This window comes from Arthrobacter sp. MDT1-48-3, from assembly GCF_054511015.1.
Genome location: NZ_JBTNDL010000001.1, coordinates 554462 through 578812, shown reverse-complemented (window position 1 = coordinate 578812; position 24351 = coordinate 554462). Strand labels below are relative to the sequence as shown.

At 70.0% G+C, this 24351-nt stretch carries 26 protein-coding genes and 1 riboswitch; of the genes, 9 read left to right on the top strand and 17 right to left on the bottom strand.

All coding sequences use genetic code 11. The features are described from left to right. Positions 1-36 precede the first annotated feature (36 nt). From yjfF to ACX80L_RS02775, 4 genes are all read right to left on the bottom strand, one after another. Positions 37-1050, bottom strand: coding sequence for a galactofuranose ABC transporter, permease protein YjfF (yjfF, locus tag ACX80L_RS02790; RefSeq protein ID WP_133081305.1), 1014 nt, complete (start codon positions 1048-1050; stop codon positions 37-39). Further along, a complete protein-coding gene (locus tag ACX80L_RS02785) occupies positions 1050-2081 on the bottom strand; it encodes an ABC transporter permease (protein ID WP_459287538.1) in 1032 nt (343 codons plus the stop codon). The genes yjfF and ACX80L_RS02785 overlap by 1 nt, the downstream gene beginning before the upstream one ends. Beyond that, complete coding sequence (locus tag ACX80L_RS02780; protein WP_133081303.1) at positions 2078-3601, bottom strand: ATP-binding cassette domain-containing protein; 1524 nt, start codon at positions 3599-3601, stop codon at positions 2078-2080. The genes ACX80L_RS02785 and ACX80L_RS02780 overlap by 4 nt, the downstream gene beginning before the upstream one ends. 98 nt (positions 3602-3699) lie before the next feature. After that, positions 3700-4671 carry a substrate-binding domain-containing protein gene (locus tag ACX80L_RS02775; protein ID WP_133081302.1) on the bottom strand — a complete coding sequence of 324 codons (972 nt, stop codon included), beginning with the start codon at positions 4669-4671 and terminating at the stop codon, positions 3700-3702. A 227-nt stretch (positions 4672-4898) separates the two neighbouring features. On the opposite strand from ACX80L_RS02775, the gene ACX80L_RS02770 reads away from it, so the two are divergent. Continuing rightward, on the top strand, positions 4899-5906 hold the full coding sequence (locus ACX80L_RS02770; RefSeq protein ID WP_459287536.1) for a LacI family DNA-binding transcriptional regulator: 1008 nt from the start codon (positions 4899-4901) through the stop codon (positions 5904-5906). 95 nt (positions 5907-6001) lie between these two features. Here the strand turns inward: ACX80L_RS02770 and ACX80L_RS02765 are convergent, their stop codons facing one another. The 9 genes from ACX80L_RS02765 to ACX80L_RS02725 all read right to left on the bottom strand — a co-directional run bounded on the left by ACX80L_RS02765 (position 6002) and on the right by ACX80L_RS02725 (position 13676). Further along, positions 6002-6127: a hypothetical protein gene (locus tag ACX80L_RS02765; protein ID WP_279628586.1), complete on the bottom strand. Its 126-nt coding sequence runs from the start codon at positions 6125-6127 to the stop codon at positions 6002-6004. A 147-nt stretch (positions 6128-6274) separates the two neighbouring features. Further along, positions 6275-6883 (bottom strand): GNAT family N-acetyltransferase, encoded by a 609-nt coding sequence (locus ACX80L_RS02760; protein WP_133081300.1) that lies wholly within the window; start codon positions 6881-6883, stop codon positions 6275-6277. A 165-nt stretch (positions 6884-7048) separates the two neighbouring features. Further along, complete coding sequence (nhaA, locus tag ACX80L_RS02755; protein ID WP_459287534.1) at positions 7049-8407, bottom strand: Na+/H+ antiporter NhaA; 1359 nt, start codon at positions 8405-8407, stop codon at positions 7049-7051. 189 nt (positions 8408-8596) lie between these two features. Continuing rightward, positions 8597-9052, bottom strand: a complete 456-nt coding sequence (locus tag ACX80L_RS02750; RefSeq protein WP_459287532.1) for an arsenate reductase ArsC — start codon at positions 9050-9052, stop codon at positions 8597-8599. Next, positions 9049-11160 (bottom strand): aminodeoxychorismate synthase component I, encoded by a 2112-nt coding sequence (gene pabB, locus ACX80L_RS02745; protein WP_459287530.1) that lies wholly within the window; start codon positions 11158-11160, stop codon positions 9049-9051. Before pabB ends, ACX80L_RS02750 begins: the two co-directional genes overlap by 4 nt. A gap of 3 nt (positions 11161-11163) precedes the next feature. Further along, positions 11164-11781 (bottom strand): LysE family transporter, encoded by a 618-nt coding sequence (locus ACX80L_RS02740; RefSeq protein ID WP_208740255.1) that lies wholly within the window; start codon positions 11779-11781, stop codon positions 11164-11166. Between the two features lie 23 nt (positions 11782-11804). Then, the gene (locus tag ACX80L_RS02735; RefSeq protein WP_208740254.1) at positions 11805-12314 is read right to left on the bottom strand and encodes a low molecular weight protein-tyrosine-phosphatase; all 510 of its coding nucleotides are present in this window, start codon (positions 12312-12314) and stop codon (positions 11805-11807) included. A 65-nt stretch (positions 12315-12379) separates the two neighbouring features. After that, entirely contained in the window at positions 12380-13177 is a 798-nt protein-coding gene (locus tag ACX80L_RS02730) for a methyltransferase domain-containing protein (protein WP_133081295.1), read from the bottom strand. Positions 13178-13205: 28 nt separating this feature from the next. Beyond that, positions 13206-13676 (bottom strand): MarR family winged helix-turn-helix transcriptional regulator, encoded by a 471-nt coding sequence (locus tag ACX80L_RS02725; protein WP_459287527.1) that lies wholly within the window; start codon positions 13674-13676, stop codon positions 13206-13208. A gap of 100 nt (positions 13677-13776) precedes the next feature. Here ACX80L_RS02725 and ACX80L_RS02720 point away from each other — a divergent pair, with 100 nt between their 5' ends. The 5 genes from ACX80L_RS02720 (at position 13777) to ACX80L_RS02700 (ending at position 19110) form a co-directional block, all read left to right on the top strand. Beyond that, positions 13777-15927, top strand: a complete 2151-nt coding sequence (locus ACX80L_RS02720) for an MMPL family transporter (protein ID WP_208740145.1) — start codon at positions 13777-13779, stop codon at positions 15925-15927. Between the two features lie 226 nt (positions 15928-16153). Continuing rightward, a complete protein-coding gene (locus ACX80L_RS02715) occupies positions 16154-16414 on the top strand; it encodes a hypothetical protein (protein WP_133081293.1) in 261 nt (86 codons plus the stop codon). Between the two features lie 117 nt (positions 16415-16531). Beyond that, positions 16532-17281, top strand: coding sequence for a response regulator transcription factor (locus ACX80L_RS02710; protein ID WP_459268025.1), 750 nt, complete (start codon positions 16532-16534; stop codon positions 17279-17281). Beyond that, positions 17278-18792, top strand: a complete 1515-nt coding sequence (locus tag ACX80L_RS02705; RefSeq protein WP_459287524.1) for a sensor histidine kinase — start codon at positions 17278-17280, stop codon at positions 18790-18792. Before ACX80L_RS02710 ends, ACX80L_RS02705 begins: the two co-directional genes overlap by 4 nt. 57 nt (positions 18793-18849) lie before the next feature. Next, positions 18850-19110, top strand: coding sequence for a DUF6221 family protein (locus ACX80L_RS02700; protein ID WP_133081290.1), 261 nt, complete (start codon positions 18850-18852; stop codon positions 19108-19110). 31 nt (positions 19111-19141) lie between these two features. On the opposite strand, the gene ACX80L_RS02695 is transcribed toward ACX80L_RS02700, so the two are convergent. Further along, positions 19142-19378, bottom strand: coding sequence for a YegP family protein (locus ACX80L_RS02695; protein ID WP_459287522.1), 237 nt, complete (start codon positions 19376-19378; stop codon positions 19142-19144). A gap of 369 nt (positions 19379-19747) precedes the next feature. Between ACX80L_RS02695 and ACX80L_RS02690 the strand changes: the two genes are divergently transcribed. After that, the gene (locus ACX80L_RS02690) at positions 19748-20197 is read left to right on the top strand and encodes an Hpt domain-containing protein (protein WP_133081288.1); all 450 of its coding nucleotides are present in this window, start codon (positions 19748-19750) and stop codon (positions 20195-20197) included. Here ACX80L_RS02690 and ACX80L_RS02685 read toward each other — a convergent pair. Both ACX80L_RS02685 and ACX80L_RS02680 read right to left on the bottom strand, forming a co-directional pair. Continuing rightward, on the bottom strand, positions 20194-21051 hold the full coding sequence (locus ACX80L_RS02685) for a response regulator transcription factor (RefSeq protein WP_459268029.1): 858 nt from the start codon (positions 21049-21051) through the stop codon (positions 20194-20196). The genes ACX80L_RS02690 and ACX80L_RS02685 overlap by 4 nt on opposite strands. A 140-nt stretch (positions 21052-21191) precedes the next feature. After that, positions 21192-21266, bottom strand: a riboswitch (cyclic di-GMP riboswitch). 97 nt (positions 21267-21363) lie between these two features. Continuing rightward, on the bottom strand, positions 21364-22266 hold the full coding sequence (locus ACX80L_RS02680; protein WP_133081286.1) for an ArgP/LysG family DNA-binding transcriptional regulator: 903 nt from the start codon (positions 22264-22266) through the stop codon (positions 21364-21366). Positions 22267-22334: 68 nt separating this feature from the next. Here ACX80L_RS02680 and ACX80L_RS02675 point away from each other — a divergent pair, with 68 nt between their 5' ends. Next, a complete protein-coding gene (locus ACX80L_RS02675; RefSeq protein WP_459287520.1) occupies positions 22335-22934 on the top strand; it encodes a LysE/ArgO family amino acid transporter in 600 nt (199 codons plus the stop codon). 103 nt (positions 22935-23037) lie between these two features. Here the strand turns inward: ACX80L_RS02675 and ACX80L_RS02670 are convergent, their stop codons facing one another. After that, the gene (locus ACX80L_RS02670) at positions 23038-23463 is read right to left on the bottom strand and encodes a DUF7793 family protein (RefSeq protein WP_459287518.1); all 426 of its coding nucleotides are present in this window, start codon (positions 23461-23463) and stop codon (positions 23038-23040) included. Positions 23464-23683: 220 nt separating this feature from the next. Here ACX80L_RS02670 and ACX80L_RS02665 point away from each other — a divergent pair, with 220 nt between their 5' ends. After that, positions 23684-24298 (top strand): TetR/AcrR family transcriptional regulator, encoded by a 615-nt coding sequence (locus ACX80L_RS02665; RefSeq protein WP_459287516.1) that lies wholly within the window; start codon positions 23684-23686, stop codon positions 24296-24298. Positions 24299-24351: the final 53 nt, after the last annotated feature.

The window sequence follows — 24351 nt, the reverse complement described above, 5'->3', positions numbered from 1 at the left end:
GTCGCGGGAGCGGGGCGGACCGGTGCGGCGGGGCCGTCAGGTGAGCCTTGCCTTCCGCGTGAAGAGTTTCTGCAGCAGGATGAAGGCGAGGAGCAGCGCGCCGATCACGATGCGCGTCCACCAGGAACTCAGCGTCCCCTCGTAGGAGATGAAGGTCTGGACGATGCCGAGGATGAGCACCCCGGCGAGGGAGCCGAGGACGTAGCCGTATCCTCCGGTGAGCAGGGTGCCGCCCACGACCACCGCGGCGATCGCGTCCAGTTCCAGGCCCGTGCCCGCCAGGCTGTACCCGGAGAGGCTGTAGAACGAGAAGAGGATCCCGGCCACCGCCGAGCACAGCCCGCTGATCCCGTAGACGAGGACCTTGGTCCGGGGGACGGCGAGTCCCATGAGCAGCGCCGAGGATTCGCCGCCGCCGATCGCGTACACCGTCCGGCCGAAGCGGGTCTGGTGCAGGACGTAGAAGGCGACGGCGACGACCACCAGCGCGATCACGACGCCGGGGGAGATGAAGAGCCTGTCGGCCAGCGGGATCCTCGCCTGGGCCATCGCGGTGAAGAAGGGGTCGGTCACGGTGATCGAGTCGACGCTGATCATGTAGCAGAGGCCCCGTGCCAGGAACAGCCCGGCGAGGGTGACGATGAAGGGCTGGATCTCGAAGACCTGGATGACCAGCCCCATGAGGAGCCCGAAGGTCGCACCCGTCAGGATCACGAGGGCGATGACGGCTATCGGGTTCCACCCGGCCTGCAGGAGTGCTGCGGCGATCATCATGGAGAGCGCGACGACGGATCCGACCGAGAGGTCGATCCCGCCGGTGAGGATCACGAACGTCATCCCGACGGCGAGGACGATCAGGAAGGTGTTGTCGATCAGGAGGTTGAGGAACACCTGGCCGGAGAGGAACCCGGGGTACATCACGGCGCCGGCGGCGAACATCGCGAGGAACAACCCGGTCGTGGCGAGTGCCGGCGCGTAGCGCGCCTTGCCCTGGAGGCGGCTGATCCGGCTGCGGTTCAGCGGCGCCGGGGTGCGGGTGAGGACCGACATCAGCTGGACACCTTCACTTCTGACTGTTCTGTCACGGGACGCCGGCGGCGGCCGAGCAGCGCCCGGGCCTTGCTGGACTGGAGGAGGCAGACGATGATGACGACCAGCGCCTTGAACACCAGGGTGACCTCGGGCGGGATCCCCAGCGTGTAGACGGTCGTCGTCAGGGTCTGGATGATCAGGGCCCCGACGAGGGTACCCACGAGGCTGTACCGGCCCCCCGCCAGGGAGGTTCCTCCGATGACGACGGCGAGGATGGCGTCCATCTCGATGTAGAGACCGGCGTTGTTGGCATCCGCGGCCGTCACATTGGAACTGATCATCAGGCCGGCGACGGCTGCGCACAGACCGCTGAAGACGTAGACGGTCCAGGTGATGTTGCGTGCGTTGAGCCCTGCCAGCCTGCTGGCGACCGGATTGATGCCCACCGCTTCGATGAGCGTTCCGAGGGCGGTGCGCCGCGTCAGCAGCCCGGCCACGCCGAAGGCGACCGCCGCGATGAGGATGGAGATCGGGAGGCCGAGGAAGAATCCGGCGCCGATCGCCTGGTAGGAGTCGTTGGACACGGAGATGATCTGGCCGTCGGTGACGAGTTGCGCCAGTCCCCGCCCGGCCGTCATGAGGACGAGGGTGGCGATGATGGGCTGGATGCCGACCACCGAGACGAGGAAGCCGTTCCACAGACCGAGGGCCAGCCCCACCGCCACGGCGATGGCCACCGCCACCGCCGCCGTGCGGAAGGAGGAGGGATCCGGGGAGTTGTAGATGTAGGTGCAGGAGACCGCCCCGGAGATGGCGGCCACGGCTCCCACGGACAGGTCGATACCGCGCGATGCGATGACGAGCGTCATGCCCAGGGCGATGAGGATCGTCGGTGCACCGTTCCGGAGGATGTCGATGAGGCTCCCGAACAGGTGCCCGTCCTGGACACGCACGGCCAGGAAGTCGGCGCGGAAGAGCTGGTTGAGGAGGAGCAGGAGGACCAGTGCGAGCACGGGCCAGGTCAGCCGGTGCTTCAGGAGGGCGTTCATGCGTTCGTCCCCGCGATGATCGTCATGACGTCTTCCATGGTGACTCCGTCGTTGGCCAGGTCGGCGACCATCTCCCGGTCCTTGAGCACGGCGATCCGATCGCTCAGCCGGAGCACTTCCTCGAGCTCGGCCGAGATGAAGATGATGGACATGCCGTCGGAGGCGAGGGTGCTGATGAGCTTCTGGATCTGCGTCTTCGCGCCGATGTCGATGCCCCTGGTGGGTTCGTCGAGGATCAGCAGCCTGGGGTTCGTGATGAGCCAGCGGGCGAGCAGCACCTTCTGCTGGTTGCCGCCGCTCAGATTTCGAATCAGGGCGTCCTTACTGGCCGGACGGATGTCCAGGGCCCTGATGAACTTCTCTGCCAGCTGGTCCTGCGTCGCCCGGGGGATCCGCCTCAGCCATCCCTTGCTGGCCTGCATGGCCAGCACCAGGTTGTCGCGGACGGACAGGTCGCCGATCAGTCCTTCCTCCTTCCGGTTCTCCGAGGAGAAGGCGATCCCCCGGTCGATCGCGGAGCGGGGAGTCCGGAGCGTCCGGACCGTTCCGCCGATCCGCAGGCTGCCCTGATCGGACCGGTCGGCCCCGAAGAGCAGCCTCGCGGTCTCCGTGCGTCCGGAACCCAGCAATCCTGCCAGGCCGAGGATCTCGCCGGCGTGGATGGCGACGGTGACGTTCCGGACGGAGCCCTTGCGGCCGAGGCCCTCCGCCTGCACGAAGGGGGCATCCTGCGTGCGGTCCGACTGGCGGCGGCCCTCGGCGTCCTCGAGTTCGGCGAGGGCGTCCATCTCCTTGCCGATCATCTTCGAGATGAGTGCCATGCGCGGCAGGTCCCGGGTGAGGTATTCGCCCACCAGCTTCCCGTTGCGCAGGACGGTCATGCGGTCGGAGATCTCGTACACCTGCTCGAGGAAGTGGGACACGAAGAGGATGGCGACGCCACGGTCGCGCAGCGTCCGGATGACCGCGAACAGTTGCTGGACCTCGTCGGCATCGAGGCTCGAGGTGGGCTCGTCCAGGATGAGCACCCTGGCGTCCACCTGCACCGCCCGTGCTATCGCGACGAGCTGCTGGAGGGCGATCGAGTGGGAGGACAGGACGGACCCGGGGTCGATGTGCCCCAGCTGGAGCTGCCCGAGGACCTCCCTCGCCTTCCGGCGGACCTCCTTCCAGGAGATGCCCCCGCGCCTGCGCGGCTCCCGCCCCAGGAGGATGTTCTCCTCGACCGACAGGTTGGGGCAGAGATTGACCTCCTGGTAGACCGTGCTGACGCCTGCGGCCTGTGCCTCCGCAGGGGAGGTGAAGCGGTGGTCCGAGCCCATCACGGTGATCGTCCCGCCGTCGATCGCGTAGACGCCCGTCAGGGCCTTGATCAGTGTCGACTTCCCGGCGCCGTTCTCCCCCATCAGGGCATGGACCTCACCCTGGAACAGCCGGAGGTCGACTCCGTCGAGGGCCTTCACGCCGGGGAATTCGATGGAGATCCCGGCCATCGCGACCACGGGGACGATCTCGTTCATTGTCCTGCCCTTCTGTCGGGGATGCGGTGGCCCGGCCACCGCATCCCCCGTCGTCGACCCGGACACCCGCTTCCGGTGTGCCGGATCCTGTCGAGCTCCTAGTACTCGCGGCTGGCCAGGACTTCCTTGGCCTGCTCCGGGGTGAAGGCGGATTCCTCCGTGACGACGCGGGCGGGCACCTCCTCGCCGGCGACCACCTTCGCGGCCAGGTCCATCAGCTGCTCCCCGAGGAGGGGGTTGCACTCCACGATGTAGTTGATCTTGCCCTCGGACAGCGCCGTCATGCCGTCCTTGACGGCGTCGACGGTGATGATCTTGATGTCCTTGCCCGGCACCTTGCCCGCGGCCTCGATCGCCTCGATCGCACCGAGTCCCATGTCGTCGTTGTGGGCGTAGACGACGTCGATGTCCGGGGTGTTCTTGAGGAACGCCTCCATGACCTGCTTGCCGCCGCTGCGGGTGAAGTCGCCGGTCTGGGACTCGACGATCGTGAGGTCGGGATCCGCCGCGATGGCCGCTTCGAACCCTTCCTTCCGGTCGATCGCGGGGGCCGCTCCCGTGGTGCCCTGCAGCTCCACGATGTTGATCGGGCCGTCCGTCGACGCCGAGTCCTCGACGAGCCAGTCGCCGGCCTTCTTGCCCTCCTCGACGAAGTCGGACCCGAGGAAGGTCTTGTACAGGGAGGTGTCGGCGGAGTCGACGGAGCGGTCCGTCAGGATCACGGGGATGTCGGCATCCTTGGCTTCCTTGAGGACCGTGTCCCAGCCCGACTCGACGACGGGCGAGAAGGCGATGACGTCCACCTGCTGCTGGATGTAGGACCGGATCGCCTTGATCTGGTTCTCCTGCTTCTGCTGCGCGTCGGAGAACTTGAGGTCGACGCCTGCCTCCTTGGCGGAGTCCTGGATCGACTTGGTGTTGGCCGTGCGCCAGCCGCTCTCGGCGCCCACCTGTGCGAAGCCCATGGTGATCCCGTCATCGGAACCGCCTCCTGCGTCCGAGCCGCCACCACACGCCGTCAGCGCGAGGGTGGTCGCTGCGATGACCGTCACGAAGGATTTCTTGAACACTGCTGCCTCCTGGAATTCGGAACCGCAGCAAGGAGCACCTGCACCGTCGTTGCTGCGCGGGCGTCGTGCCCTGGCTGCAATTGTGAACGCTAACAATTTGACGGTCAAGTGATTCCGGTCACATTTTCGACACGGTGCGGAACGCCTCGGAACGACGTCGCCGGGGGCGATACAGGCTCCGGGTTTCGTGCATACTGGGACCACGTGGGGAGATGGGCGACAACTCGATGGCCGAAGTAACAGCACCGCGGGGTCCGAGCCTCACGGACGTGGCGACGCTCGCAGGGGTCTCGCACCAGACGGTGTCCCGTGTGGTCAACCGGCACCCCAACGTCAGCGACGCGACCCGTCGGAAGGTGCGGGCGGCGATCTCGGAACTCGATTACCGTCCCAACGCCGCCGCGCGCTGGCTCGCCACGGGGCGGACCCATTCCATCGGCATCCTCGCCGGCGAACTGGCGCAGTACGGGCCGTCGAGCGTCCTCATGGGCATCCAGGACGCGGCCCGGAGTGCCGGCTACTTCCTGACCGTCGTGACCCTCAAGGACTACTCCGAAACCGCCGTGGACGAAGGGCTGAGCGGGCTGCTCAACCACGGGGTCGAGGCCGTCGTCGCGGTCACCCCGCATGTCTCGGCCCTCGAGGTGCTCGCGAAGGTCCAGACCAGCATCCCGATGGTCATGGTGGGCGGCGGCGGCGGGATCGACGGCGACGTCTCGCTCGATCAGGAGGGTGGAGCGGCGCGGGCGGTGGAGCACCTCGTGGAGCTCGGACACCGCCGGATCGCGCACCTCGCCGGGCCGCTGGACTGGGTGGATGCGCAGCGCCGGGTGGACGGGTGGCGCAGGGTGCTGCGCGCACACCGGCTCGGGGACGGAGCGCTGTACCAGGGGGACTGGAGTGCGCGGTCCGGCTACGACGCCGGGATGCGGCTCGACGTCTCCGACGGCACCACCGCGGTCTTCGCCGGGAACGACCAGATGGCCCTGGGCCTGCTGAAGGCGCTGCGTGAGCGAGGCTGCAGCGTTCCCCGCGACGTGAGCATCGTCGGGTTCGACGACGTTCCCGAAGCCGAGTTCTACGAGCCCTCGCTGACCACCGTCCGGCAGGAGTTCCACGACCTGGGCCGGTCCTGCATCGACGCCCTGATGGACCGCGGGGCCCGGAGCCCTGCGGACGCGGGCCCGCTGCGCCTGGTCATCAGGGGGAGCACGGGACCTGCCCTGCCGCACTGAGGGCGGCCCGCTGGTCATCCCTCGGCGCATACCTTGCCGGGACGCAGGAGAGGCCGGACCGCATCCCGCGGTCCGGCCTCCGTCGAAGGGAAGTGCTACTTCTGGTCGCCGTCCTTGCCGTCGAAGGTGTCCTTGGCCTTGTCCTTGGCCTGGTCGACCTTCTCAGGGTTGTCCTGCGCGTAGTCCTTGGCCTTGTCGGCCATTCCACCGATGTCTGCCATGTAGTGACCCTTCAGTCGAACTGGTCCGCAGGCGCCCGTGACCGCCGCGGTCTGACCCCTCCATGGTGACCCGATCGCATGCCCGATGGTGCGGCGAACCCCTGGTTGACAACGGTGCTGACGTGTCCGCCGTCTCCGGATCCGGTCCTAGCCGCGGGGCCGCATCCGGTACAGCAGACTGTCGCGGACCATGGGCCACTCGTGGGCGAGGATCGAGAAGACGACGGTGTCGCGCAGCTCCCCGTTCCGGGCGCGGGTGTGGCTGCGGAGGACCCCGTCCTGCCTGGCGCCCAGTCGCGAGATCGCCTCGCGCGACTGGTGGTTGAGCCAGTGCGTGCGGAACTCGACGGCGGGGCACCGGAACTCCTCGAAGGCGTGGCGGAGCAGGAGGTACTTCGATTCCGTGTTGGTCCCGGTCCGCTGGGCCGAGGCGGCGTTCCAGGTGGAGCCGATCTCGACGCGCGGGGTGTCCCGGTCGATGTTCATGTAGGTGGTCATGCCGATGATCCTGCCGGGCCCGCCGCTGCCCGGCTCGACGAGGCGTGTGGTGAAGGGCAGCATGGAGCCCGTGTCCTGCAGGGCGAGGCGCCGGTCGATCTCCTGCCGCATCCCCTCCCGGGTCGGCACGGAGGTGTACCAGAGGTTCCAGAGCTCGCCGTCGGCGGCCGCGGCCACCAGGCCGTCGTGGTGCTCGTGGGCGAGGGGTTCGAGGACGACGCGGTCTCCCCGCAGGGTGGTCGGTTCGAGGGAGGCCATGCACCGACCCTAGTGCGGGATCGTGCGCGCCGGGAGGCGCCACGGCGGTGTGGTTCCCTGCGGGCGGCTCGAGTTGCGGGCGGCTCGAGTTGCGGGCGGCATGGAATCGCAGGGCGGCCTGCCGATGCGCCGACGAGGCGGTGCCCCTGCCCGGACCAGGCGTGGTCAGGGGTGGTGGGGCTGCCCGTGCTGGTAGACGTCGGGGGTGCCGTCGTCGTCCGCGTCGATCTCCTCCTCGGCCTGGATGGTGCGGTAGTGCCTGTTGCGGCTGCGCAGGATGATCGCGGACAGGAGGGCCGCGGTCAGCGACGCGGTGAGGATGCCGACCTTGGCGTGGTCGTTCGTGGTCCCGCCGTCGCCGAAGCTCAGGTCGGCGATGAGGAGGGAGACGGTGAATCCGATGCCGGCGAGCAGGGCGACCCCGACCAGGTCCACCCACTTCAGGGACGCGTCGAGGGTGACGCGGGTGAGTCTGGTGAGCAGCCAGGTGGTGCCGACGATGCCGATGGGTTTGCCGGCCACCAGTCCGGCGATGATGCCCAGGGTGACGGGGTCGGTCAGGGCAGACAGGAAACCGCTCCAGCCGCCCACGGCCACGCCCGCGGAGAAGAACGCGAACACGGGCACCGCGAAGCCGGCCGAGAGGGGGCGGAAGCGGTGCTCGAAGATCTCGGACAGCCCGGGCCCTGCACCGGGTCCGCCGCTCGCCCGGCTGCGGATCACCGGTACGGCGAACCCGAGCAGGACTCCTGCGACCGTGGCGTGGATGCCCCCGGCATGCACGAGCGCCCAGACGGCGAAGCCGATCGGGAGCAGGATGAACCAGGCCGCGGCGGGCTTCAGGCCGAAGAACCGCCGGTACTTCTGGGCGAGGACCGTGAACAGCGCCAGCGGGATCAGGGCCAGGAGCAGCGGCGCGAGGTGCAGGTCGTCCGAGTAGAACACCGCGATGATGGTGATGGCCAGCAGGTCGTCGACCACCGCGAGGGTGAGCAGGAAGATGCGCAGGGCGCTGGGGAGGTGGGAGCCGACGATGGCCAGGACCGCGACCGCGAACGCGATGTCGGTGGCCGTGGGTGTCGCCCAGCCCTGCAGGGTCTCGGGGCTGGAGAGGTTGATCGCCGCGTAGACGAGGGCCGGTACCGCGACCCCGCCGAAAGCTGCGGCGACCGGCACGACCGCCCTGGTGAAGCTGCGCAGATCCCCGGCGACGAACTCCCGCTTGAGTTCCAGCCCGACGAGGAAGAAGAAGACCGCGAGCAGACCGTCCGCCGCCCATGCCCCGAGGCTCAGCTCCAGATGCCAGGGCTCGTACCCGATCCGGAAGTCCCGCAGGGCGAAATAGCTTTCCGAGGCAGGGGAGTTGGCCCAGATCAGGGCCACGGCTGCGGCGAGGACGAGCAGGATCCCGCCGACGGTCTCCTTGCGGAGGATCTCGCCGATCCGCAGGACCTCCGAGTAGGAGCCTCGGCCCAGGATGCCGGATCGGGGTGCGGGTGTGGGCTCGGGTGCTTCTTCGGCCATGGGAGGATTCCTCCTGGAATCGGGGTCGACGACACAATCTGCCGACCAGACTTCCCGGCTCACCGCACTCCACTCTACCCACCGGCACCGGCACGGGGAACATCCTGCTGCCACGCTGCTCGTGCCGTGCGGCGATCCCGGCCGCCGGAGCGGCCACGGACGGTGTCGTCCGGCGCTGCGGAGCAGGTCCTAGCCGGGCAGGAGGTCCTCGATGAGGTGCTGGATGCGGCGCTTGATCTCGTCCCGGATCGGTCGGACGGATTCGACTCCCTTGCCGGCGGGGTCGTCGAGCACCCAGTCCTCGTACCGCTTGCCGGGGAAGTACGGGCACTCGTCCCCGCAGCCCATGGTCACGACGACGTCCGAGGCCTCCACCGCGTCGGTGGTGAGGATCTTCGGGGTCTCGGCGGCGATGTCGATGCCCTCTTCCGCCATGGCCTCCACCGCTGCGGGGTTGACCCGGCTCGCCGGCCGGGAACCGGCGGACAGCACCTCGATCCGTCCTTCGGAGAGGTGGTGCAGGTAGGCCGCGGCCATCTGGGAGCGGCCGGCGTTGTGGACGCAGACGAACAGGACGGAGGGCTTCGCCGCAGAGGCGGTGTCCGCAGGTCCGGGTCCGGCCGGCGGGGTGGTGTCCGTGGTCATGGGGTCTCCTGGTCGGGACGGGTCGGGACGGGATCGGGGAGCGGAAGGGGGTCGCCGACGGGCACGCGGTCGCCCGGGAACCCGGCACCCAGGGCCGAGAGGACACCACGTGCCTTCGTCCGGACCTCGTCCCACTCCTCGGCAGGATCGGAATCGGCGGTGATCGCCCCACCGACGCCGAGCGTGAGGTGCGTGCCGCCGTCGTGCTCCCGCAGGACGAGGGTGCGGATGACGACGGCGAGGTCCGTGGCGCCGGTCAGGCTGAAGTATCCGGTTGCGCCGGAGTAGGGGCCGCGGGGAGCCTCCTCCAGGCCGTCGAGGATGGCCATGGTGCTGATCTTCGGTGCTCCGGTCATCGATCCGGCCGGGAACGCCGAGGCCACGACGCCCGCCCGGGCACTCCCGGGCCGGAGGCGCGCGTCGATCGTGCTGACCATCTGGTGCACGGTGGCGTAGGTCTCGATGTCGCACAGCCTGCTGACCGTGACGGATCCCGGCACCGCGTGGTGCGAGAGGTCGTTGCGCAGCAGGTCCACGATCATGATGTTCTCCGCGCGGTCCTTCTCCGACGAGCGCAGCTCCTCGCGGAGGAGGGCATCGGTCGCCGGGTCCGCTGACCGGCCGCGCGTCCCCTTGATGGGCTCGGCCCGCATCCGGCCGTCGGCGGTCAGCTCCAGGAACCGCTCGGGGGACGTGCTCGCGACGGCAAAACCCGGGAAGCGGAGGAAGGAGGCGAACGGGGCAGGGCTGCCGGTGCGGAGCCGGAGGTACGCGCCGAGCGGATCGATGGCGTCCGTGCGGGCGGACAGCGAGGTGGTCAGGCACACCTCGTAGGTGTTCCCCTCGGCGATCTCCGCCTGGGCGCGGCGCACCTTCGCGAGGTACTCCTCGCGGGAGTCCCGGGCGGCGAACCGCGGCACGGGCACGGGCAGGGGGAGGGGCGGCGGAGCGGGGGCCGGCGTGGCGAGGGCCTCGCGCGCGCGGGCACGCCAGGCGCCGAGCTCGGCGTCGGGACGGCCGTCGGAGAGGGTCAGCAGGAACACGGCGCGCTCGGCGTGGTCGAGGACGACGGCGCGGCCGGCGAAGATCAGAGCGGCATCGGGGAGGGCTCCCTCGACCGGCGGGGTGGATCCGCCGCCCGTCTCCCGCTTCAGCTCGTAGCCCAGGTAGCCCAGCCAGCCCAGCCCGAACTCGCACCCGAGGCCCTCCGGGGTACGCACGGCCCGCCGACCCCAGGCGTCGTCGAGCCATCGGAAGAAGGGCTTGCGGATGCGCGTGGTGACCGCACCCGCCATGATCTCGGTGACCCCGGCGCGATGCAGGGCCTGCTGCCCGAAGACGCCACCGGAATCGGCCAGGATGCTGAACCGGTTGCGCTGGTCCCGGCCGGTCGTTCCCGTGGCGTCGGAGCTGTCGAGCCACACCGCGGACGGGGAGGCCCCGTACAGCGTGGAGAACAGGGCGGCCGGGTCCGGCACCGCGTCGATGCGCTCGCAGTCCAGTGTCAGCCCGCGCCGCCCGGCACGCTCCGGAGCCAGCAGGACGGCGCACGAGGGCAGCCCGGTGAGGGCCAGGCGCACGGCCTGCGGTGACGGCGGACCGCGGTGGCCCTGCACGAGGACGTCGGCGGCGGCAGCCGGATCGTCCTCCGCCAGCCAGGCGTCCTCCTGGTCCGCCCACCGCTGCCAGAAGGGCGCATAGGTGTCGCCGTCGCGTTCCAGTGCCGTGCGCATCCTGACCGCATCGGCCGCCTCGACCCAGATGACGGCGTCGAGGTGCGCGCGTGCCGCCGCGGTCGCGGCACCCACGCCTTCCAGGAGCACGATCTCCGCCGCCGGTGTCGTGTGCTCGGCGCCGTCCCGCCCCCGGTCCCAGTCCCAGGCATTCCAGCGGGCGGTCCGCCCTGCCGCCAGGGGACGCAGGACGCGCTCGACGTAGCGTGCCGTGCCGTCCGCGAGCCCGTCCCAGCCGGGGTAGACGTCCTCGAGGTGGAAGAGGCTGACGCTGTGATGCTCACGGAGGAGCGCGGCGAGCTCGACGGCGAGGGTCGTCTTGCCCGCACCGGACCGGCCGTCGATCGCGATGAGCAGCGGGGAGGAGGTGGGCATGGGTCAGGCCAGGGCGAGCAGCGCGCCGACACCGACGAACAGCGACCCGAAGGTGCGGTTGAGGATCACCTGACCGCGGTCGTCGCGGGTGAAGCGCCGGAACGAGCGTGCCGTGCCGGCGTAGAAGAACCACATGACCAGGACGTCGATGGCGATGACGGTGGCTGCCAGCACGCCGTACTGGCCGAGCAGGGGCTGATCCGGGCGGATGAACTGGGGGATGAGGGCGAGGAAGAACACGATCGCCTTGGGGTTGAGCAGGTTCACCCAGACGCCGCGGCGGAACATCGAGAAGGCGCCCTCGCTGTGCTGCAGCGCCCGGACCTCGCTGTGCTCGGGCTTCTGCAGGAACTTCCGGATCCCGAGGTACACGAGGTAGGCGGCGCCGGAATAGCGGATCAGGTTGAAGGCGAGCGGGGAGTTGGTGACGAGGATCCCGACACCGGCCGCGGCGATGCCGATGTGGACGACCAGGGCCGCCTGCTGGCCGAGGATGCCCCAGATGGAACGCCGGAAGCCGACCGTCAGGGCGTTGCTCATCGTGTTCACGGCACCGGCACCCGGGACGAAGCTGATGAGCGTTCCGGCGCCGAGCAGCGCCAGCCAGAGGGAGGGATTCACCCGTTCATGGTAAGCGCCGGGCGTCAGGCCTCCGAACCGTCGGCGTCGAGCTCGTTCCGGACGTAACGCACCACGCCGTCCACCGCGCCGTCGACCATCTTCCAGGTGGCCTCGAAGTCGCTGGCATCGCCGTACCAGGGGTCGTAGATGCCGAGGTGGTCGAGCTCCGTGTCCGTGGTCGAGGGGTCGAACTCGCGCAGGAGGTGGATCCTGTCGCGCGCGTCGTCGTCGGGCGCGTCCCGGCGCAGCTCACGGTAGTGGTCGAGGTCGAGGGCGAGGATCAGGTCGCGCTCGCGGTACCAGTCCGGTTCGAACATGCGGGCCCGGTGCAGGTGGCTCTCGATGCCGAGCTCGGTCAGCTTGGCCGCGGCACGCTCGTCGATCGGCCTGCCGGCCTCCCAGTCGGTGGTCCCCGCGGAGTCGATGACCACGTCGTCCCCCAGGCCCGCCTTGCCGAACGCATGGGTCAGCATGAGTTCGGCCATGGGCGAGCGGCAGATATTGCCTGTGCAGACGGTGACGATGCGGTACATCCCGCCAGCCTAGCGGCGGTCGCGCTCCGCGGCCTGCCCCGGGCCGCATGCGCCGCGGTCCGGAGCTAGTCGCGCGCGAGGATCTCCACGCTCGGCAGGAGGAACACGCCGTCGTCCCTGCGTGCCCACCGGCGCCACCCGTCGGCCAGCCGGTCGAGGGTCGGCTGGTCGGCGAGGCCGCGGTCGAGCGTCTGTTCGGCGAAGGCCGAGTGCAGCACGCGTTCCGCCCAGGATTCGGCATGGAAGCGGCGGTCCTCGGCGGTGGCATAGGTCCAGTTCGACGACGACACCTCGACGTCTGCGAAGCCGGCCTCGGCCGCCCAGCCGGGGAGTCTCCGTCCCGCGTCGGGCTCGCCACGGTTGCCGCGCGCCAGCGTGCCGTAGAGCTCGCGCCATTCGTCCAGCTCGTCGATGGCGGGGTACCAGGTCATCGCTCCGAAGTCCGCTTCGCGGACGGCCACGATGCCGCCGGGCCGCACCACGCGGCGCATCTCGCGCAGTGCTGCCACGGGGTCGGCCAGGTGCTGCAGGAGCTGGTGGGCGTGGACGACGTCGAAGGACTCGTCGGCGGCGTCGAGGTCGTACACGTTGCCCTCGCGGAACTCGACATTCGCCACGTCCGCGTGGGCCTCGGATGCCTGGGCCACGACGTCCGCCGAGCTGTCGATGCCGAGCACCGACCCGGGTGCGACGATGTCGGCGAACCCCGCCGTGATGCTGCCCGGGCCGCAGCCGATGTCCAGCAGGTCGAGGCCGGTCTCGAGGAAGGGTTCGAGATAGGCGGCCGACGACGCGACGGTGCGTGCCGCATGCGCTGCCGTCACGCTCGGGTGGTGTCCGTGGGAGTAGACCTCGTCGTTCATACCTCGAGGCTAGCCGGTGGTGGGTCCGTCAGTCTGCGTCGGCGTCGTGCAGCGCCTCATTCTTCGCCGCGACCGTGGCCTCGGTCACCTTCCGCATCATGTCCCGCAGGAGCGCCAGGTCCTCGTCCGAGTACTCGTCCAAAACTGCGTTGATGTGGCGGGCGAGCGGCGCGAACAGCATGGCACCCGTGATGCGCGCCTTCTCCGTCATCTCGAGGTGGACCTGCCGCCGGTCCACCTCACTGCGCCGGCGCGTCACATGGCCGGCGGAATCGAGGCGGTCGACGAGTGCGGTGGTGGCCGGTGAGCTCAGGTTCAGTTCCTCCCGCAGGAGCCCGGGCGTGACCGTGAGGCCGGCGCGTGCCGCGCCCATCATGATGCCCAGGGCGTGGAGGTCCGTGCGGTAGAGGCTGTCCCGTTCGCTGGCGACGTCGACATAGCGGTCCGTCTCGACCGTGAACTGCTGCATGAGTGCCATGAGCTCGTCCCTCGCAGCCATGATCCCTCGCCTTCTTTCGCCTCCAGTTTAGGCTGGTTCCTATTATCTCCATGATAGATATACTTTACGATAGAGATAATTTCTGGGAGATGGAGAGATCATGAGGAACAGCTGGTTGAGGGTCCTGCTGCCCGTCGTCGTCGTACTGATCTGGCTGGTCGGGGCAGCGGTGGGCGGTCCGACGTTCGGGCGCCTCGAGGAGGTCTCGAGCAACGACCAGGCGTCGTTCCTGCCCGCGAGCGCCGAATCCACCGAGGCGGGCGAGCTGCAGCAGCGGTTCAGCGACTCGGACGCCGTCCCCGCGGTCCTCGTCGCCGAGTCGGACACCGCCATCGGGCCGCAGGACCTCGGCCTGTACGAGGAGGTCGGGGTGGCGCTCGGCGAGGTGGAGGGGCTGGAACCCCCGGCCGAGGGAGCGCCCGCCGTCGCCGGACCCATCCCGTCCGAGGACGGGCTGGCCGTCCAGTACATCGCCTTCGTCTCCTCCGACGCCGAACTCGCAGAGGTGGTCGGGGAGTTGCGCACCGTCCTGGCGGACGAACTACCCGACGGCGTGACCGGCTACGTGACCGGACCGGCGGGCTTCACCAACGATCTCGTGGAGGCCTTCGGCGGCATCGACGGGATCCTGCTCGGAGTGGCACTCGGAGCGGTGTTCCTCATCCTCCTCGCCGTCTACCGCTCCATCGTGCTGCCGTTCCTGGTGCTGCTGACCTCGGTGTTCGCGCTGGCGACGTCGATCCTGCTGGTGTTCGGTCTCGCGAAGCTCGACTGGATCCAGCTCAGCGGGCAGAGCCAGGGCATCCTGTCGATCCTCGTGATCGGTGCGGCCACCGACTATGCGCTGCTGCTCGTGGCCCGGTTCCGGGAGGCGCTCGCCGAGCACGAGACCACCTGGCACGCCATGCGGGTGGCCTACCGCGGGTCGGTGGAACCCATCCTGGCCTCCGGCGCGACGGTGATCCTCGGGCTGCTGTGCCTGCTGTTCTCCGATCTCAACTCGAACAGGAGCCTCGGGCCGATCGCGGCCATCGGCATCGTCTTCTCGCTGGCCGCAGCGCTGACCCTCCTCCCGTCGCTCCTCCTCCTGTTCGGCAGGGCGGCGTTCTGGCCGCTGCGCCCGCGCTACGACGCCGGGCTCTCGACCGCCGTCGCCCCACACCATGGCAGGCATGCCGCACCGACCGCCGCAGGCGCGGAGATCGGCCTGGAGCGGCTCAGGGGCATCTGGAAGCGGGTCGCACTGCTGGTGGCCCGCCGGCCCCGCGTTCTGTGGATCGCGTCACTGCTCATCCTCGTCGCCGGTGCGCTCGGCCTCACCCAGCTCCAGGCCAGTGGCGTGCCGCAGTCGGCACTGATCCTCGCGCCGTCGAACGCCGTCGACGGGCAGGAGGCCCTCGGTCGCCACTTCGACGCCGGATCCGGCAGCCCCGTCTACGTGGTCGCACCGGAGGCCGACTCCGACGCCGCCCTCGATGTGGTCACCGGGCAGGACGGCATCTCGGGCGCGGCGCTGACCGTCGACGCCGCGGGAGTGCCCGCCGTCGAGGACGGGCAGGTCCTGATCAGCGGGACGCTCGAGTTCCAGGCGGACTCCGGGCAGGCGGAGGACGTGGTGCGGGAGCTGCGGACGGCGCTCGACGACGCCGGTCCCGACGCGCTGGTGGGCGGCGTCACCGCGGTGGCGATCGACACCAACGACACGGCCCTCGCGGACCTCGTCAAGATCATCCCGATCGTGCTGCTCGTCATCCTCGGAGTGCTGATCGTCCTGCTGCGCTCCGTCGTCGCACCCGTGCTCCTCGTGGCCAGCGTGGCGCTCTCGAACGCCACGGCCCTGGGCGTCTCCGCACTGGTGTTCAACGGCATCTTCGGGTTCGAGGGCGCCGATGCCTCCGTGCCGCTCTTCGCCTTCGTGTTCCTGGTGGCGCTCGGCGTGGACTACAACATCTTCCTCATGACCCGGGTACGCGAGGAGTCGCTGCGCATCGGCACGCGGCCGGGCATCCTCCGGGGGCTCGGCGTCACGGGCGGGGTGATCACCTCTGCCGGCGTGGTCCTGGCGGCGACCTTCGCCGCGCTGGGCGTGATCCCGATCCTGTTCCTCGCGCAGATCGCGTTCATCGTGGCGTTCGGCGTGCTGCTGGACACCGTGCTGGTCCGCTCGCTGCTGATCCCCGCGCTCGCCTACGACATCGGACCGAAGATCTGGTGGCCGTCCGGGCTGGGCAGGGTCGCGTCGCCACGGTAGCCGCGCGCGTCCGCCGGCGGCCACCGCCGCGTCCGCCGGCGGCCACCGCCGCGTCCGCCGGCGGCCACCGCCGCGTCCGCCGGCGGCCACCGCCGCGTCCGTGCACCGGTCGCTGACCGCCCGTAGCTGTGTGTTTCCTGCACAGCGACCGCACAGCTACGGGAAAGCCCTGCCCCAGGTGCCGGCGCCAGGCTGGAGGAACACCACCAGCCCGCAGGAGGACGCCATGATCAGCTACCGACCCACCCCCGAACTCACCCCTGGACGCAAGGGCATCAGGGCGGCCATCGGTGCCATGGCCCTGGTCGCGGTGCTCGGCACCACGGCGTTCGCTCCGGTCGGCGCCGATCCCACGGCGCCCGTCGCCGGCGCCCGGACCGCCGTCGTCGTGGGGACCACCCTCCCGGCGGAGCAGGCCATCGTCCGGAGGCAGGATCCCGGCGGCTCGCTCGACCAGGGCGCTGCAGCGGGACCCCTCTCCGCCTGAGACCCCGGTCCTCCGGACCCGTGCGGGATACTGGACGGGACCTTCGACCGACCGCACCGCTCCGCCCGCAGCGCACGCCGGCCCCGCCGCATCCCAGACGACACCAAGGTAGACACGATGGCCGACGCCACGCACCACTCCATGACCGACAACCTGCCGCGGTTGGCGCACCCGGACGGCAGCCCTATCCGGGCGCTCGTGGTGGACGACGAGACGAGCCTCGCGGAACTCGTGAGCATGGGCCTGAGGATGGCCGGCTGGAGCGTGACGACCGCCGGCGACGGCGCCACGGCGATATCCGCGGCACGGGATTTCCGCCCCGACGTCCTCGTGCTCGACGTCATGATGCCCGGCGTCGACGGCATCGAGGCGCTGAAGAAGATCCGCACCTTCGCACCGAACGTCCCGGCCCTCTTCCTCACGGCCAGGGACGCCGTGCAGGACCGCATCTCCGGGCTGTCCGCCGGCGGCGACGACTACGTCACCAAGCCCTTCAGCATGGAAGAACTCATGCTGCGCCTCCACCGCCTCGTCCAGCGCTCCGGCGTCGCGGCGTCGGACTCCGCGGAACTGGTGGTCGGCGACCTCGTGATGAACGTGGACACGCGCGAGGTCACCCGCAACGGAGAGGACATCGCCCTGACCTCGACCCAGTGGGAGCTGCTGCGCTACCTCATGGAGAACCCGCGCCGCGTGGTCAGCAAGGCGCAGATCCTCGACAACGTCTGGAACTACGACTTCGGCGGCCAGGCGAACATCGTCGAGCTGTACATCTCCTACCTCCGCAAGAAGATCGACGCCGGGCGTACACCGATGATCCACACCGTTCGGGGCGCTGGGTACGTCCTCAAACCCGCCGCCTCATGACCCCGCAGGACCCCGCCGGCGATCGACCGGGCCATCGGCCGCTGCACCTGCGCACGAAACTGATCCTGGCGACCCTCGCCCTGCTCACGGCGATCTGCATCGCGATCGGCGTCCTCAGCCACCTCGCCATGAGCAGCTACCTGACCCGCCAGCTCGATGCTGCCCTCGAGCCCGCCGCCGGCCGGGCGGGCTACCCCGGCGGGCGACCACCGGGGAACGACCAGCGGCCGTCCCGTGACGTCGACCCGGAGAACGCGGCCGGCCAGCGACCGGGAACCCTCAACGCGGTGTTCGACGACGGTGAGGCGCGGAACTCCGCGCTCGTGCAGGACGACGGCACGACCGAGCCCCTCACCGGAGCCGATCTCGACCTGCTGGCCGGCATCGAACCCGCCGACGGTCCCGAGGAACTGGTGCTCTCGAGCGGGCGCTACCGGGTGGACGCGGCGGACCTCCCCGTCGCGTTCGACCCCGACGGCGGCGTCCTGGTCACCGGTCTGTCCACGGCGGAGCGGGACAGCACCCTCGTATCCCTGGACATCACCGTCGCCGCGCTCTCCCTCGCCGGGCTGGCTCTCACGGGCCTTGCCGGCACGGTGATCATCCGCCGGTCCCTGCGCCCGCTCGAGGAACTCTCCGCCGTGGCGACGTCCGTCTCGCAGCTCCCGCTGTCCTCGGGGGAGGTGGCCATCCCCGTGCGGGTCCCGCCTGCCGCAGCGCAGCCGGGCACGGAGGTCGGGACGGTGGGGCTGGCCCTGAACGAGATGATCGACCACGTCACCAGTGCGCTGCGGGAACGCCACGCGAGCGAGACGAAGGTGCGGCAGTTCGTCGCCGACGCGAGCCACGAACTGCGCACCCCCCTGACGTCCATCCGCGGCTACACCGAGCTGATCCTGATGAGTGAGATCGTCAGTCCGTCCGGGCGTGCCGCGCTCGAACGCGTCGACAGCGAGTCCAAGCGCATGTCCTCCCTCGTCGAGGACCTCCTGCTGCTCGCGCGACTCGACGAGGGCCAGCGCGGCGAGGCGTCCGACGTCGACCTGACGGAACTGGTCATCGAGACGACGAGCGACGCCCGGGTGGCCGCCCCGGGATATGCCTGGAGCCTGGACCTGCCGGACGAGCCCGTCGAGGTACGCGCCGTCGGGGCCGAGATCCGCCAGGTGCTCATCAACCTGCTCGCCAACGCACACAGGCACACCCCGCCGGGTACCGCGATCTCCACGGCGCTCGCAGCCGGCGACGGAAGGGCGAGCATCACCGTCACGGACTCGGGTCCCGGCATCGCCCCGGCGTTCCTCGACACGATCTTCATGCGCTTCAGCAGGGGCGACGCCGCGCGGAGCGCGAGCGCAGGGAGCACCGGTCTCGGGCTGGCGATCGTCCAGGCTCTCGTCGAAGCCAACAGTGGAACCATCAGCGTGACCAGCGAGCCCGGCCGCACCCGGTTCACCGTGGACCTGCCGCTCCCGCCGGCGGGTCGCGACCCCGACCAGGAGCGCCCCTAAGCCCACCGCACCCCGTGGAGTACGGCCATGCCGTGGGCGCTCGATAGGCTCAGGGGTATGAACGAACTCGCCGACTTCCTGGACGCACGCATCACCGAGGACGAGAAGGCCGCCCGCGTGGGCAACCTTCCCGAGGAGGTGTGGGGTGCCCGCGGGTGGTACGACCCCGAGCGTGTCCTTGCGGAGTGCCGGTCGAAGAGGAAGCTCATCGATTACGTGAGTGCCGGCCTCGACGAATCGGACGGGCTCGCGGTCCTCCGGCTGGTGGCCCTGCCGTGGGCAGGCCATACCGCCTATCGCCAGGACTGGAGGGCCTAGGCGCGGGCGTGCTTCGCCTCCTTCGGACGGACTAGCCGGGAGCGGGTCCGGCGGAGCGTTGCGGGGCGCCCTCGGGAGAAGGCGTCGGCGGGCAGAGGTCCGTGATCAGCCCGGTCCCGGCGCACTCCCGGACGGCCCGGATGCCCGCCACGGCCGCCGCCTTCCCCGGGAACGGCTTGGACACTGCGATGACCGTCCCGTCCGGTGTCTTCAACCTGAACCTGAAGGCATCGTCCCGATCATGGAAGAGTTCGAACGCCGCGGCCATGGTGCCCCCTGCAATCGTCCCGGACAGAAGGACTGCTCGGGCTCGCTGTCGAATCCGGGACTCGAGGCCGAGTCCCGTCTGGCCCGGTAACGGAATAGGGCTTGCCCCATGTGACCCCAGCCACACCCAAGCCCCGATGATAAGCAGTCTGCGGACTACTGGCGAGTACGTGTCATCGGCGAACCGGGGCCGATGCCCGGTCCGGGAGGGAACGCCCGGAGGAAGAACGCCGCCCGACCGGTGCCGCAATCAGTGCAGTGGCCCGACGGACCGCATGGCTCCGTAGGGGCGCCTCCGCCATTCCACAAGCTTTGCGCAAGAAGCTGTGGATACCGCACCGCCTCCTCCCGCCGTCGCTACCCTTGAACTGTGCCCATCCATCCGACCCCGCCTCCTGGCCAGCACCAGGAGGGGACGGCGCTCCCGCAGGGCGACGCCGTCCGGGTGCCGGACGCGCCGGGCAGGGCTGCGCCTCTCCTGGACCTCGACGTCCTGCGGGACATGGAGCGCGACTTCCCGGACACGTTCGTCGTCGAGCGTTTCGCCCGCGACTTCTCCGAGACGCTGGAAGGGAAGATCGACCGCCTGGAGGCCTGGCTGCAGGACGGCGACCCCATGGCCGCCCAGGACGCCGTGCTCAGCGTGACGACGTCGGCGGCGATGGTGGGAGCCACGCGCCTGAAGCAGGCCGCACTCGCCACGCAGCGCTTCCTCGCTGCCGACGACCTCGGCGCCGCTCAGCGGTCGGTCGCGCTGCTCCGGGGCTGTGCGACCGATACCGTCCGTGAACTGCTCGACACCTACCTGGGACGCCACTAGCCGGACGCGCGCTCCTGCCCCGGATCGACGCGCCTCGGCATGATCCGGAAGCCCACGCCACGCACCGTCGTGATGAGCTCGGGGTCGCCTTCCGATCGGGCGAGTTTCTGGCGCAGGTTGGCGATGTGCACCTCGATGGCACGTTCGTCCGTGCGGCTCACGAAGTTGTACCCGCGGTAGTCACGGCCGCGGGACACGCGGACCAGCTCCTCCTTCGTGCGCACGGCGCCGTTGCTCGCCATCAACTCGTGGAGCAGGTTGAACTCGGTCTTCGTGAGCGGCAGCTCGACGCCGGAGCAGGTCGCCGTGCGGGCTTCGCTGTCCACGACGAGGCTGCCGTTCCGCAGGAGGCCTGCCGTCCCCTTGGCGGTCCCGGCGTCCGTGGGACGATCGGGTGCAGTCGCAGGTCCTGGCGCAGGTCCTGCTGCTGCGGGCGGCTGTGTCGGAGGGTGCTGCGCGTTCTGGCCGATGCGCGGCCTGCGGAGCATCGCGTCGATGCGCGCCCTGAACTCGCGGGGGCGGAAGGGCTTCAGCACGTAGTCGTCGGCGCCGGCCTGGAGCGCCGTGAGGATGTCCATCTCGTCCGTGCGTCCGCTGAGGACGATCACGTAGCAGTCCGTCGTGGAGCGGATCCGCCGTAGGACCTCGTACCCGTCGATATCGGGCAGTCCGATGTCCAGCGTGACCACGGCCGGGTGTTCCCGGCGGACGACGTCGACACCCTCGCGGCCGCTGGACACGCCGCTGACCTGGAAGCCACCCTGCTCGAGGATGGCGGACACGAGGTTCCTGATGTCGAGATCGTCCTCGATCACGACGGCGGCCCGGCGGTCACCGGAGAGGGGGCTATTCATGACCGGGTGCCTGATGGTGGCGGTTGGCCCAGCGCGGCGTCACCAGGACCGCCGCCGTCCGTGTGGACCCCGGGGAGTACCGTGCTGGGAGGACTGTATTGACTTGGCGTGTCCGAGGCATACTCCGTGGACCTGTTCTCTTCGGCGGCCCGGCTGACCTCGTGGGTTCCGTGGCTTTGCGTCCCCGGTTCGCACCGGGTTTGCCTTTGTCGACGAGCGGCTGCCCGCCCGACGATCTTAGCAATGTCGGGTGACACTTCTGCCACTGCGGGTGCGCAGCAGGAGAAGCCGGTCCGAAGGGGCCCGAGACGCTCACGCCGTCCCTGCTCCCGGCCGGCGCAGGACGGCGGACGCGCGGAGGACCGCCTCGCCGACGGCATCGAGGGACCGGGAGCCGTGCCGCCACTGCTGCCAGTGGAGCGGGACGTCCACGTGGCCACCCGGCTCGAGGGGGCTGACGTCGCCGGTGGGGGGTCCGGCCTCCAGCTCGAGTTCGGACATCAGCCCCCACCCCATGCCGAGCCGGATCGCGTCGGCGAACTCCTGCGCTGCCGGGACGAAGTGGCGGGGCGGGGAGACGGGCCGCCGGGTACGGGTGCGCAGGTAGCGGTCCTGCAGGTCGTCCTTGCGGTCGAAGACGATCACGGGAGCGTCCGCGAGGCGGTCCGGGCCCGCACCGTCGGGGAACCACTTCTCCCGGAAAGCCCGCGCGCACACCGGGACGTAGCGCATGATGCCCAGGGGCCGGGACGAGCATCCCTGCACGGGCTCGGCGATGGAGGTGATGGCTGCGGCGGCGGTCCCGTCGCGCAGCAGATCGAGGGAATGCTGCTGGTCCTCCCGCAGTATCTCGACCTGCAGGCTCTCGGCGAGTGGTGCCAGAGCCGGCAGGACCCAGGTGTGCAGCGAGTCCCCGTTGATGACGATCGTGATGCGCTGGTGCTGCCGTTCGCCGGCGGCTCCCAGCTCGGAGGCGAGGTCCGCGGACAACAGGTCGAACTGACGTGCGAAGCGGACGATGGCCTCGCCGGCCTCGGTGGGACGCAGCGGACGGGTGCGTGTGATCACCGGACGCCCGACGGCCACCTCGAGTGCGCGGATGCGCTGGCTCACCGCCGAGGGCGTCACCGAGAGTAGGGCGGCGGCCCCCTCGAAGCTACCCTCCCCTACGATGGCCGCGAGGGCCCTTGCCTGCGCAGGTTCGATGCTCGACATAAGCCCGTCTTACCATACTGAAGAATCATTAGCTGGCCTGAAGGTCCTTCCACTCCTACCGTGGTGGTGTGATCGCTTCCGCTGCTACCGGCCTCGTTGCCGGACTGACCCTGATCGTCGCCATCGGCTCCCAGAACGCCTTCGTCCTGAGCCAGGGCCTGCGGCGGTCCCACGTGGCCTTGGTCGTGACCGTGTGCGCACTCTCGGATCTCGTGCTGATCGCCCTCGGAGTCGGCGGACTGGGTGTGGTGGTCACCGGCGCCCCCGTCGTCCTCGAGGTGGTGCGCTGGGCAGGGGCAGCCTTCCTCGCCGGCTATGCGGTGGTTGCCGCGCGCCGGGCCGTCCGGGGTGGCACGCTCGATGCCGACAGCCGGACGGGCACCTCCTGGCGGGCCGCGCTCGGTACCTGCCTCGCCCTCACCTGGCTGAACCCGCACGTCTACCTCGACACCGTGCTGCTGCTGGGATCGCTGGCCAGCACCCACGGGACCCCGGGGAAGTGGTGGTTCGCAGCGGGAGCCGGCCTGGGGAGCATCCTCTGGTTCACGGCACTCGGTGTCGGCGCGCGGTACCTCGCCCCGGTCTTCACCCGACGGTGGGCCTGGCGTGTCCTCGACGGGTCGATCGCCGTCGTCATGCTCGTCCTCGCGGTGATGCTCGTCGTGTAGCCGCGCGGGCGGGGCACCACCCCGGCAACGCCGTCGGCGCGGTCTGCCGGAGGCAGGCGCCGGGAGACGGCGGTCGTCCCACCGGCCGGAAGGGCGGCTGACGTCAGGAGCCGACGATCGCCGGTGCTGCCGGAATCGGGCCGACCGCCGTGCGGGGTGACCGTCGGAGCAACCAGGTCAGGGCCTCGTCCCGTCGCTCGAAGTACTCGATCGGGTACGACGGCCGGTGCACCGCCTGGAAGTGGGCGACGAGCACCCTCTCGACAGGCGAAGCGCCGACGACGGCGACCGCCGGGAGGTTCCGCGCGGAGGACAGTGCGGTGAACGCTTCCCTGGAGAGGGTGACCATGCCGTTGAGGTCGGCCAGGATCGGAGGAAGGCATCCCGGGGCCAGTGCCTGCACGCGGACCCCGAGTGCCTCGATGTCGCCCGCGGTCACTTCGATGGATCTCGCCCAGCGCAGCGTCAGCACGCCGGTCGCGAGGTACTCCAGGTGGAACCTGGCGGTCTCCGCGGAAGGTGGAGTCACCGGGCACCTCCCTCCCTCGTGCGGCTGTCGGGCCGGCCCTGTCCTCCCGGGGAAGCGGTACCGGCGGCCTCTTCCGGGGCCGCCGGCACCGTGGATCGGGTCTCACGCCTCTCCAGGTGTCCGACGGCTGGGGGAACCGCCGGACGGTCCAGCGTACCCGACGGGCAGACCGGTCTGTCTACCCTAGGATGGACGGACGAGTCGACAGCAGGGGAGATCCATGGTTGCAGCGGCGGCAGTCCCGACGAAGGACGCCCGGGAGCGGATCCTCGGGACGTCGTACGACCTGTTCCTGCAGCGCGGGGTCCGGGCTGTCGGGGTGAACGAGATCATCGCGACGGCCGGCGTGGCCAAGGCGACCTTCTATCATCACTTCCCGTCGAAGGACGATCTGGTCATGGCGTTCTTCGAGCGCCGTCAGCGCCTCTTCACGATCGGCTATCTCGGGGCGGAGAGCGAGCGCCGCGCGGATACGCCCCGCGGACAGCTGCTGGCGATCTTCGACATCTTCGACGAGTGGTTCCACACGCCGGACTTCGCCGGCTGCCCCTACATCCGTGCCCTGCTGGAAACCGGCCCGCGGCATGCGATCGGGGCGGCCGCCGTCCTCTACCTGGACGACATCCGTTCCACGGTCGAGAAGGCCGCCACGGCGATGGGCCTGACCGACGCGGAGGATTTCGCCTACTGCTGGCTGGTCCTCATGCAGGGCGCCGTCGTCTCGGGTGTGGGCATCGATCCCGGCAGCAGTGCACGGATCAAGCGGCTCGGGAAGCACCTCATCGGCCTCCACACGCCCATCGAGGGCGGGGAGGCAGACCCGACCATCCGCTAGGGGTGTGCCTCGTCCGCGGCCGGATCGGCCCCCGCGTCCGCGTTCGCTACCAT

Excerpts from the sequence above, each read along its gene's own strand:
- yjfF (WP_133081305.1), bottom strand. The coding sequence starts at position 1,050 with ATGTCGGTCCTCACCCGCACCCCGGCGCCGCTGAACCGCAGCCGGATC.
- ACX80L_RS02785 (WP_459287538.1), bottom strand. The coding sequence starts at position 2,081 with ATGAACGCCCTCCTGAAGCACCGGCTGACCTGGCCCGTGCTCGCACTG.
- ACX80L_RS02780 (WP_133081303.1), bottom strand. The coding sequence starts at position 3,601 with ATGAACGAGATCGTCCCCGTGGTCGCGATGGCCGGGATCTCCATCGAA.
- ACX80L_RS02770 (WP_459287536.1), top strand. The coding sequence starts at position 4,899 with ATGGCCGAAGTAACAGCACCGCGGGGTCCGAGCCTCACGGACGTGGCG.
- ACX80L_RS02765 (WP_279628586.1), bottom strand. The coding sequence starts at position 6,127 with ATGGCAGACATCGGTGGAATGGCCGACAAGGCCAAGGACTACGCGCAG.
- ACX80L_RS02760 (WP_133081300.1), bottom strand. The coding sequence starts at position 6,883 with ATGGCCTCCCTCGAACCGACCACCCTGCGGGGAGACCGCGTCGTCCTC.
- nhaA (WP_459287534.1), bottom strand. The coding sequence starts at position 8,407 with ATGGCCGAAGAAGCACCCGAGCCCACACCCGCACCCCGATCCGGCATC.
- ACX80L_RS02750 (WP_459287532.1), bottom strand. The coding sequence starts at position 9,052 with ATGACCACGGACACCACCCCGCCGGCCGGACCCGGACCTGCGGACACC.
- pabB (WP_459287530.1), bottom strand. The coding sequence starts at position 11,160 with ATGCCCACCTCCTCCCCGCTGCTCATCGCGATCGACGGCCGGTCCGGT.
- ACX80L_RS02735 (WP_208740254.1), bottom strand. The coding sequence starts at position 12,314 with ATGTACCGCATCGTCACCGTCTGCACAGGCAATATCTGCCGCTCGCCC.
- ACX80L_RS02730 (WP_133081295.1), bottom strand. The coding sequence starts at position 13,177 with ATGAACGACGAGGTCTACTCCCACGGACACCACCCGAGCGTGACGGCA.
- ACX80L_RS02725 (WP_459287527.1), bottom strand. The coding sequence starts at position 13,676 with ATGGCTGCGAGGGACGAGCTCATGGCACTCATGCAGCAGTTCACGGTC.
- ACX80L_RS02720 (WP_208740145.1), top strand. The coding sequence starts at position 13,777 with ATGAGGAACAGCTGGTTGAGGGTCCTGCTGCCCGTCGTCGTCGTACTG.
- ACX80L_RS02715 (WP_133081293.1), top strand. The coding sequence starts at position 16,154 with ATGATCAGCTACCGACCCACCCCCGAACTCACCCCTGGACGCAAGGGC.
- ACX80L_RS02710 (WP_459268025.1), top strand. The coding sequence starts at position 16,532 with ATGGCCGACGCCACGCACCACTCCATGACCGACAACCTGCCGCGGTTG.
- ACX80L_RS02705 (WP_459287524.1), top strand. The coding sequence starts at position 17,278 with ATGACCCCGCAGGACCCCGCCGGCGATCGACCGGGCCATCGGCCGCTG.
- ACX80L_RS02700 (WP_133081290.1), top strand. The coding sequence starts at position 18,850 with ATGAACGAACTCGCCGACTTCCTGGACGCACGCATCACCGAGGACGAG.
- ACX80L_RS02695 (WP_459287522.1), bottom strand. The coding sequence starts at position 19,378 with ATGGCCGCGGCGTTCGAACTCTTCCATGATCGGGACGATGCCTTCAGG.
- ACX80L_RS02685 (WP_459268029.1), bottom strand. The coding sequence starts at position 21,051 with ATGAATAGCCCCCTCTCCGGTGACCGCCGGGCCGCCGTCGTGATCGAG.
- ACX80L_RS02680 (WP_133081286.1), bottom strand. The coding sequence starts at position 22,266 with ATGTCGAGCATCGAACCTGCGCAGGCAAGGGCCCTCGCGGCCATCGTA.
- ACX80L_RS02665 (WP_459287516.1), top strand. The coding sequence starts at position 23,684 with ATGGTTGCAGCGGCGGCAGTCCCGACGAAGGACGCCCGGGAGCGGATC.